General features: G+C 61.5%; 10 protein-coding genes. All 10 read right to left on the reverse strand.

Features of this window, described 5'->3' with window-relative positions:
• Positions 1–11: 11 nt before the first annotated feature.
• The 10 genes from rplB to CFE42_RS18045 all read right to left on the reverse strand — a co-directional run bounded on the left by rplB (position 12) and on the right by CFE42_RS18045 (position 9,314).
• The gene (gene rplB, locus CFE42_RS18000) at positions 12–842 is read right to left on the reverse strand and encodes a 50S ribosomal protein L2 (protein ID WP_004634477.1); all 831 of its coding nucleotides are present in this window, start codon (positions 840–842) and stop codon (positions 12–14) included.
• Between the two features lie 2 nt (positions 843–844).
• Complete coding sequence (gene rplW / locus CFE42_RS18005) at positions 845–1,159, reverse strand: 50S ribosomal protein L23 (RefSeq protein WP_004634476.1); 315 nt, start codon at positions 1,157–1,159, stop codon at positions 845–847.
• Positions 1,156–1,776 (reverse strand): 50S ribosomal protein L4, encoded by a 621-nt coding sequence (gene rplD / locus CFE42_RS18010; protein WP_004634475.1) that lies wholly within the window; start codon positions 1,774–1,776, stop codon positions 1,156–1,158. Before rplD ends, rplW begins: the two co-directional genes overlap by 4 nt.
• Positions 1,777–1,787: 11 nt before the next feature.
• Entirely contained in the window at positions 1,788–2,441 is a 654-nt protein-coding gene (gene rplC / locus CFE42_RS18015; protein ID WP_004634474.1) for a 50S ribosomal protein L3, read from the reverse strand.
• Positions 2,442–2,725: 284 nt separating this feature from the next.
• Entirely contained in the window at positions 2,726–3,037 is a 312-nt protein-coding gene (gene rpsJ, locus CFE42_RS18020; protein ID WP_004634473.1) for a 30S ribosomal protein S10, read from the reverse strand.
• Positions 3,038–3,144: 107 nt separating this feature from the next.
• On the reverse strand, positions 3,145–4,353 hold the full coding sequence (tuf, locus tag CFE42_RS18025; protein WP_004634472.1) for an elongation factor Tu: 1,209 nt from the start codon (positions 4,351–4,353) through the stop codon (positions 3,145–3,147).
• An 82-nt stretch (positions 4,354–4,435) separates the two neighbouring features.
• A complete protein-coding gene (gene fusA, locus CFE42_RS18030) occupies positions 4,436–6,607 on the reverse strand; it encodes an elongation factor G (RefSeq protein WP_004634471.1) in 2,172 nt (723 codons plus the stop codon).
• A 114-nt stretch (positions 6,608–6,721) separates the two neighbouring features.
• On the reverse strand, positions 6,722–7,192 hold the full coding sequence (gene rpsG / locus CFE42_RS18035; protein ID WP_004634470.1) for a 30S ribosomal protein S7: 471 nt from the start codon (positions 7,190–7,192) through the stop codon (positions 6,722–6,724).
• Positions 7,193–7,378: 186 nt separating this feature from the next.
• On the reverse strand, positions 7,379–7,756 hold the full coding sequence (gene rpsL, locus CFE42_RS18040; RefSeq protein WP_003265519.1) for a 30S ribosomal protein S12: 378 nt from the start codon (positions 7,754–7,756) through the stop codon (positions 7,379–7,381).
• Positions 7,757–8,054: 298 nt separating this feature from the next.
• Positions 8,055–9,314 carry an MFS transporter gene (locus tag CFE42_RS18045; RefSeq protein ID WP_004634469.1) on the reverse strand — a complete coding sequence of 420 codons (1,260 nt, stop codon included), beginning with the start codon at positions 9,312–9,314 and terminating at the stop codon, positions 8,055–8,057.
• Between the last annotated feature and the right edge of the window lie 38 nt (positions 9,315–9,352).

Consider the following 9,352-nt stretch of genomic DNA (forward strand, 5'->3'; position numbering starts at 1 on the left):
CTACCTACCGATTAACGCTTGTGACGGCGCTGAACGATCATGCTGTCAGTGCGCTTGTTACGACGGGTGCGGTAGCCCTTGGTCGGCGTGCCCCACGGGGACACCGGATCACGGCCTGCTGCAGTCTTGCCTTCACCACCACCATGCGGGTGGTCGACCGGGTTCATCACCACACCGCGAACGGTCGGGCGAATACCGCGCCAACGGGTTGCACCGGCCTTGCCGATCTGGCGCAGGCTGTGCTCTTCGTTGCCGACTTCACCAATGGTCGCGCGGCACTCGATGTGCACGCGGCGCACCTCACCCGAGCGCAGACGCACTTGAGCGTAGATGCCTTCGCGAGCCAGCAGCACGGCGGACGTACCGGCCGAACGGGCAACTTGAGCGCCCTTGCCCGGCAGGATTTCCACGCAGTGGATCGTCGTACCGACCGGGATGTTGCGGATCGGCAGGTTGTTACCGGCCTTGATCGGCGCTTCCGAGCCGTTAGCGATGGCTTGGCCAACCACAGCGCCCTTCGGGGCGATGATGTAGCGGCGCTCGCCGTCAGCGAACAGCACGAGCGCGATGTTGGCGCTACGGTTCGGATCGTATTCCAGACGTTCGATCTTGGCCGGAATACCGTCCTTATCGTTACGCTTGAAGTCGACGACGCGATAGTGATGCTTGTGACCACCACCCTTATGACGGGTGGTGATGTGGCCGTTGTTGTTACGACCCGACTTCTGGATTTGCTTTTCCAGCAGCGGAGCGTGCGGCGCGCCCTTGTGAAGGTCGGGGTTAACGACCTTCACCATCGAGCGGCGGCCCGGCGATGTCGGCTTGGTTTTGACGAGTGCCATGATTACTTGGCCTCCGCTTCAAAATTGATTTCCTGGCCCGGCTTCAGCGAAACATAGGCCTTCTTCACGTGGTCACGACGACCCATGAAGCGACCGAAGCGCTTTTGCTTGCCCTTCTGATTCAGGATCTGGACGGACTCGACTTCGACCTTGAACAGCAGCTCGACAGCGGCCTTCACTTCGCCCTTGTTGGCGTCGCGAGCCACTTCGAACACGACCTGCTCGTTTTTCTCGGCCACCAGGGTTGCCTTTTCAGACACCACAGGCGCCAGCAGCACCTGCATCAGGCGATGGTCGTTCTTGGCAACTTGCGTCATTTCAGCAACTCCTCGATCTGCGCGACGGCTGCCTTGGTTACGAGCACCTTCTTGTAGTGCACGAGCGACAGCGGGTCGGCGTGACGCGGCTCAACCACGAGCACGTGCGCCAGGTTGCGCGATGCCAGGAAGAGGTTTTCGTCCAGGTTATCGGTAATCACGAGCACCGAATCCAGGCCCATGGCGCGGAACTTGTCGGCCAACAGCTTGGTTTTGGGCGCGTCGACGGACAGGCTGTCAACGACGTTGATGCGACCTTCACGGGCAAGCTGCGAATAAATCGAGCGCATGCCGGCGCGGTACATCTTCTTGTTGACCTTCTGCGAGAAGTTTTCTTCCGGGCTGTTCGGGAAGATACGACCACCCCCGCGCCACAGCGGGGAGGAGCTCATACCTGCACGGGCGCGGCCCGTACCCTTTTGACGCCACGGCTTTTTGGTCGTGTGCTTGACCTCTTCACGGTCCTTTTGCTTACGGTTACCGCTGCGAGCGTTGGCCTGATAAGCGACGACGACTTGGTGAACGAGGGCTTCGTTGTAGTCACGGCCAAACACTTCCGGCGAGGCAGCAACGCCAGCGCCGAGTTGACCGTTGTCCTGGAGCAGCTTCAGTTCCATGCGTTTGCTCCTTATGCCTTCTTGGCGCGGGCCTTCACGGCCGGCGTGACGATGACTTGACCGCCCTTGGCGCCCGGAATCGCACCCTTGACCAGCAGCAGCTTGCGCTCTGCGTCGATCTTGGCGATTTCCAGATTCTGAACGGTACGGGTGACATCACCCATGTGACCGGTCATGCGCTTACCCGGGAACACGCGCCCCGGATCCTGCGCCATACCGATCGAGCCCGGCACGTTGTGCGAGCGCGAGTTACCGTGCGAGGCGCGGCCCGACGAGAAGTTGTAACGCTTGATGGTACCGGCGTAGCCCTTACCAATCGTCACACCCTGGACGTCGATCTTCTGACCGACTTCGAACAGGTCGACGCTGATGTTCGCGCCCGGCTGGAATTCAGCGGCACGAGCGGCATCCACTCGGAATTCTTTGATGACTTCGCCCGCTTCCACGCCGGCTTTGGCGAGATGACCCGCCAGCGGCTTGGTGACGCGGCTGGCGCGTCGGGTGCCGAAGGTGACTTGAACCGCGGTATAACCGTCGGTCTCGTCCGTCTTGATTTGCGTCACGCGGTTGTCGCCGACCTCGAGCACGGTGACGGGAATCGAATCGCCGTCGTCCGTGAAAATACGGGTCATGCCAACCTTGCGACCTACAAGGCCAAGGCTCATGGTTTGCTCCATTCCCAGCTGCGATTGGCCGGGGCTGATTGATACTACGAATCTTGAACTGGACTGCGCCTAAAGAGACAGCGCGAGGCCAAATGGCCAGCCCACTCCCCTGACTAAAGGGGTAGCCTTACAATATATCCCGGTTACGAACAATATGCAAGGCTGATTGCCGGATAGCGCCTGGACGTCGTGTGCAACGCAACATCTGCCGCCTAAAAGCAAAACGGCGAGCACTTGGCTCGCCGTTTGCCCGTTACCGGAGTGACCCGGCAGCGTTGTCTTGCTTATTGCAGCTTGATCTCGACGTCCACGCCAGCCGGCAGGTCCAGCTTCATCAGCGCGTCGACGGTCTTGTCCGTCGGATCGACGATGTCCATCAGGCGCTGGTGCGTGCGGATTTCGAACTGGTCGCGGCTGGTCTTGTTGACGTGCGGCGAACGCAGAACGTCGAAACGCTGGATGCGGGTCGGCAGGGGCACCGGGCCCTTGACGATCGCGCCGGTGCGCTTGGCGGTCTCGACGATTTCAGCGGCCGATTGGTCGATCAGGCGATAGTCGAAAGCCTTCAGGCGGATACGGATCTTCTGGTTCTGCATGATGTTTCCTTAAAGAGCATGGCGGCCAGGCCGCCGGTAGATTGAAAGAGCGATGCTACAGGCGATGCGCCGCACCCCTTACGAGGAACAGCGCATCGATCCGCCTTTTACTTCAGGATCTTGGCAACGACGCCAGCACCCACGGTACGACCGCCTTCACGGATAGCGAAGCGCAGACCTTCTTCCATGGCGATCGGGGCGATCAGCTTGACGGTGATCGACACGTTGTCGCCCGGCATGACCATTTCCTTGCCTTCCGGCAGGGCGATCGAGCCGGTCACGTCCGTCGTACGGAAGTAGAACTGCGGACGGTAGTTGTTGAAGAACGGCGTGTGACGGCCGCCTTCGTCCTTCGACAGGATGTAGACCTCGCCCGTGAATTCCGTGTGCGGCTTGATCGAGCCCGGCTTGGCCAGCACTTGACCGCGCTGAACATCTTCGCGCTTCGTGCCGCGCAGCAGAATGCCGACGTTGTCGCCTGCCTGACCTTGGTCCAGCAGCTTGCGGAACATTTCCACGCCCGTGCAGGTGGTCTTGTCGATCTTCGGCTTGTCGCCGTCCACGGCGATACCGACGATTTCGATTTCTTCGCCGACCTTGATGATGCCGCGCTCGATACGACCGGTCACCACGGTGCCGCGACCCGAGATCGAGAACACGTCTTCCACCGGCATCAGGAATGCACCATCAACTGCGCGTTCCGGCGTCGGGATGTAGGTGTCCAGTGCGTCGGCCAGGTTCATGATGGCCACTTCGCCCAGTTCGCCCTTGTCGCCTTCCAGCGCCAGCTTGGCCGAACCCTTGATGATCGGGGTGTCGTCGCCCGGGAACTCATACTTCGACAGAAGTTCACGCACTTCCATCTCGACCAGTTCCAGCAATTCAGCGTCGTCCACCATGTCGCACTTGTTCAGGAAGACGATGATGTACGGCACGCCGACCTGACGGGCCAGCAGGATGTGCTCACGCGTTTGCGGCATCGGGCCGTCAGCGGCCGAGCACACCAGGATGGCGCCGTCCATCTGGGCGGCACCGGTAATCATGTTCTTGACGTAGTCGGCGTGGCCCGGGCAGTCAACGTGCGCATAGTGACGGTTGGCCGTTTCGTACTCGACGTGCGCGGTGTTGATCGTGATACCGCGTGCCTTTTCTTCCGGCGCTGCGTCGATTTCGTCGTACTTCTTCGCTTCGCCACCAAACTTGGCGGACAGCACGGTTGCGATCGCTGCGGTCAGCGTGGTCTTACCGTGGTCAACGTGACCGATCGTACCAACGTTCACGTGCGGTTTGGTCCGTACGAACTTTTCCTTTGCCATGTCAGCTCCTCAATTCGGAATGGGCTAATTGCTAGATATTGATTGAGGGCGATCGCACACGCGATCACCCAAAACACATTGATTACTTACCTTCGCTGGACTTCTTCATTACTGCGTCAGCGACGTTCTTCGGTGCCTCAGCGTATTGCTTGAATTCCATGGTGTACGTGGCGCGGCCTTGCGTGGCCGAGCGCAGCGACGTCGAATAACCGAACATCTCCGACAACGGGACTTGGGCCTTGACGATCTTGCCGCCACCGACCATGTCGTCCGTGCCTTCCACGATGCCACGACGGGACGACAGATCGCCAATCACGGTACCCATGTAGTCTTCCGGCGTTTCCACTTCCACAGCCATCATCGGCTCAAGCAGAACCGGAGTGGCCTTGCGCATTGCTTCCTTGAAGGCCATCGAGCCGGCCATGCGGAACGCGTTTTCGTTCGAGTCCACGTCGTGGTACGAACCAAACGTCAGCGTGACCTTCACGTCCACCACCGGGAAGCCCGCCAGAATACCGGCCGGCAGCGTGTCGACGATGCCCTTTTCGACCGCCGGGATGTATTCGCGAGGAATCACACCGCCCTTGATGGCGTCGACGAACACGAAACCATTGACCGCAGCAGCAGCTGCTGCTGCCGTCGTTGCCGCCGCCTTCGCTGCCGCCTTCTCTGCTTCTTCCAGCGGTTCCAGCGTGATCACAGCGTGGCCGTACTGACCGCGGCCGCCCGATTGCTTGACGAACTTGCCTTCGACGTCTTCAACCTTCTTGCGAATGGTTTCGCGGTAGGCAACCTGCGGCGCGCCGATGTTGGCTTCCACACCGAATTCGCGCTTCATGCGGTCGACCAGAATTTCGAGGTGGAGCTCGCCCATGCCCGAAATGATGGTCTGGCCCGATTCTTCATCGGTACGCACGCGGAACGACGGATCTTCAGCGGCCAGGCGGTTCAGGGCGATGCCCATCTTTTCCTGGTCAGCCTTGGTCTTGGGCTCGACAGCCTGCGAGATCACCGGCTCCGGGAACACCATGCGCTCGAGAATGATCGGAGCGCTCGGGTCGCACAGCGTGTCGCCCGTAGTGGCGTCCTTCAGGCCCACCGCGGCGGCGATGTCACCTGCCAGCACTTCCTTGATTTCTTCGCGCTGGTTGGCGTGCATCTGCAGAATACGGCCCAGACGCTCCTTCTTCTGCTTCACCGGGTTGTACACGGTGTCCCCGGAGTTGATCTTGCCCGAGTAGACGCGGAAGAAAATCAGCTGACCAACGAACGGGTCGGTCATGATCTTGAACGCCAGCGCCGAGAACTTCTCGTTGTCGTCTGCCTTGCGCTCGAGCTTCTTCTCTTCGTCGTTTTCGTCGATGCCCTGAACCGGCGGAATGTCGACCGGCGACGGCAGGAAGTCGATCACGGCGTCGAGCATGCGCTGCACGCCCTTGTTCTTGAACGCGGTGCCGCACAGCATCGGCTGGATTTCGCAGGCGATGGTACGGTCGCGCAGCGCCTTGACGATCTCAGCACGGGTCAGCTCTTCGCCACCCAGGTACTTTTCCATCAGCTCTTCGCTGGCTTCAGCTGCCGACTCGACCATCTTCTCGCGCCACTCGTTCGCGACGTCAACCAGATTGGCCGGGATGTCGTGGTATTCGAACTTCACGCCCTGGCTGGCTTCGTCCCAAATGATCGCCTTCATTTCCAGCAGATCGACGACGCCCTGGAAGCCGTCTTCAGCGCCGATGGGCACCACGACGGGCACCGGGTTGGCCTTCAGACGGGTCTTCAGTTGGTCGTAGACCTTGAAGAAATTCGCGCCAGTACGGTCCATCTTGTTGACGAACGCCAGACGCGGCACCTTGTACTTGTTGGCTTGGCGCCAGACGGTTTCCGACTGCGGCTGCACGCCACCCACTGCGCAGTACACCATGCACGCGCCGTCCAGCACACGCATGGAACGCTCCACCTCGATGGTGAAGTCCACGTGGCCCGGGGTGTCGATGATGTTGAAGCGGTGCTCGGGGTAGTTGCCGCCCATGCCCTTCCAGAAGGCGGTGGTCGCAGCAGACGTGATGGTGATGCCGCGCTCTTGCTCCTGCTCCATCCAGTCCATGGTGGCGGCGCCATCATGCACTTCACCGATCTTGTGGTTCACACCGGTGTAGAACAGGATCCGCTCGGTCGTGGTGGTTTTGCCGGCGTCGATGTGAGCGGAAATACCGATGTTACGGTAGCGCTCAATGGGGGTCTTACGAGCCACGGTTAATCCTCAGATTCGTCAACGGGGCGCTGGCCCACGGCCAAGCGCCCCTAATACAAATGGGCGAGATGTGCGCACACAGCCCGCCCAGCAACCAACAACGTCTCGCGTCGCTTAGAAGCGGAAGTGCGAGAACGCCTTGTTGGCTTCAGCCATGCGGTGCACTTCGTCGCGCTTCTTCATGGCGCCGCCGCGGCCTTCCGAGGCTTCGAGCAGCTCACCAGCCAGACGCAGGGCCATCGACTTCTCGCTGCGCTTCTTCGCAGCTTCCCGCAGCCAACGCATCGCCAATGCCAGACGACGCGACGGCCGGACTTCGACCGGCACCTGATAGTTGGCGCCACCAACACGACGGCTCTTCACTTCGACCACCGGCTTGATGTTGCCGATAGCCAGCGTGAACACCTCGATCGGCGCCTTGCCTGCTTTCTTCTCGATCTGGTCGAACGCACCGTAGACGATACGCTCAGCCACCGACTTCTTGCCGTCCAGCATGAGGACGTTCATGAACTTGGCGACTTCCACATTGCCGAACTTCGGGTCCGGCAGAATTTCCCGCTTGGGGACTTCACGACGACGTGGCATCTTCTTTCCTTCTCTGTTCAGTTGAGAACCGCTTCGGTTCTCCGGCCACCAACTAGCTTGTCTTCCAACAATCTGAGCCGGGTGACCACTTACTCGACGGTGCCAGTGCGGTCAAAAAACGCACCGTTGTACCGCCTGCTCATGACAAGACCGTGACCGCAAAAGCGGCGCGATCTCACTGACGACTTAGGCCGCCTTCGGACGCTTCGCGCCGTACTTCGAACGCGCTTGCTTACGGTCCTTGACGCCTTGCAGGTCAAGGGAGCCGCGCACGATGTGGTAACGCACACCCGGCAAGTCCTTCACACGGCCGCCGCGGATCAGCACGACGCTGTGTTCTTGCAGGTTGTGGCCTTCACCGCCGATGTACGAAATGACTTCGAAACCGTTGGTCAGGCGCACCTTGGCGACCTTACGCAGTGCCGAGTTCGGCTTCTTCGGCGTCGTGGTGTACACGCGGGTGCACACGCCGCGACGCTGCGGGCAGTTCTCAAGTGCCGGGCTCTTGCTCTTCAGCTTTTCCGAGACGCGGGGCTTGCGAACCAGTTGATTGATGGTTGGCATTGTTCAATCCAGCTTGGTTTTTGAAAAATCGCCGGCTCACATAACGTGAACGCCTCATTTGTGAGGCGGACGGCGCAATCGGGTTTTATGGAAGTGGCGAGCAGAACGCTCTAGAGGGAGGATCTGCGGGAACAGATCAAGACCAAAGAGCGCGAGCCCGTCTGGTTCAGATGTCTTGCACAGCGCTTTGCCGGGCACGGACGCGCGAAACCAGAAGCCAAAAACTCGAGTCTGGCACTATAGCGGGCTGTCCTGCAAGCGTCAAGCGCGCCACCAGTCTGGCGACGCGTGAGGAAGGTCAGCAACGGCGCGGTGTGGCGCCAATGGCACGCGGCGCACTCGCCGGCCACACAAAGACGAGGGCAGCAGCCGCTACAAACGCGAGGGCGAGAACGGATACGCCGATCCATCCGCCACCCGCCCATGCCACGCCGGCCAAGCCACCGCCTGCGGCTGCACCAAAGAAGAACGCTCCGGTGTACAAACCATTTACGCGCCCGCGAATCTCCGGGGACAGCGTGTTGACCATGTAGCGGCCGAGCGCCTGGTCGCCGATGGCGCCAAAGTCCAGCAACAACGCTGCGGCGGCCAGCATCACCAACATGACAGGGACGCTCAGGTCTGGCAGCAGCGCCGAAGCCAGCGCCAACAGCAGACCCGCCGCCGCACTGCCATGCGCGAGCAGCGTACCAACGCGCACCAAGCCGCGATCCGCCAGCCGTCCGGCGATGGGCGCCGCCACGACGCCGGCCGCGCCGCACAGCGCAAAGATGCCGATGCCGTTCTGCGAAAGGTGGAACGGCGCGGCCGCCAGCCGCAGTGCGACAGCGGTCCAGAACAGCGTGAAGGCCGCCATCAGCAAAGCTTGCGTGGCGGCGCGGCGACGCAATACCGGTTCGCTGCGCAGAAGATGGCCATACGACTTGAGCAGCACACCGTACGACAGCGCACGCGGCGGCACGAAGGTCGGCATCACACGCGGCAGAAGGACGGCCAGCACGGCAATCGCCACCGCAGATGCGCCGTAGAACGCACGCCAGCCCCATTGCGCCGCGATCAGGCTGGCCGCCGGGCGCGACAGCAGGATGCCCAGGTTCAGGCCGATCATGATGTCGCCGAGCACGCGCCCGCGCCGGTGGTCTGCGGCCAGGCGCCCTGCCAGCGCAATCAGCATCTGAATGACCGTCGACGTAAGGCCGATGGCGAAGGCGGCCAGCATCAGCACCCGGCCGCTGTGCGCTACGGTGGTCAGCGCCAGCGAAGCCACCGCGCCCCACAGCGTGCGCGAGGCCAGCGCGCGGTTGTCCTGCAAATCGGTCAGCGGCATCAGCAGCAACAGGCCGATGCCGTAGCCGACGAGTGTGGCAGTCACCAGCAGCCCGGTGGCGGCGGTGGTCCAGCCGATACTTGCGGCGATCTCGGCGACAAGCGGCTGGATGCCGAACAGGTTGATGACGATGAGCCCGACGGCGGCTGCAAACAACGGCGTGGCGCCGCGGGGGAGCGCGTCGGCGGGCGACGGGTTGGAAACGGCGACGGCAGGGGCTTCGGTGGTCATGATGAAGGGGACGAAGAATCGGAGACCCCATCCTAGCC

The organism is Ralstonia sp. PBBBR1, from assembly GCF_002256165.1.
In the GTDB taxonomy this organism is placed as follows: domain Bacteria; phylum Pseudomonadota; class Gammaproteobacteria; order Burkholderiales; family Burkholderiaceae; genus Ralstonia; species Ralstonia thomasii.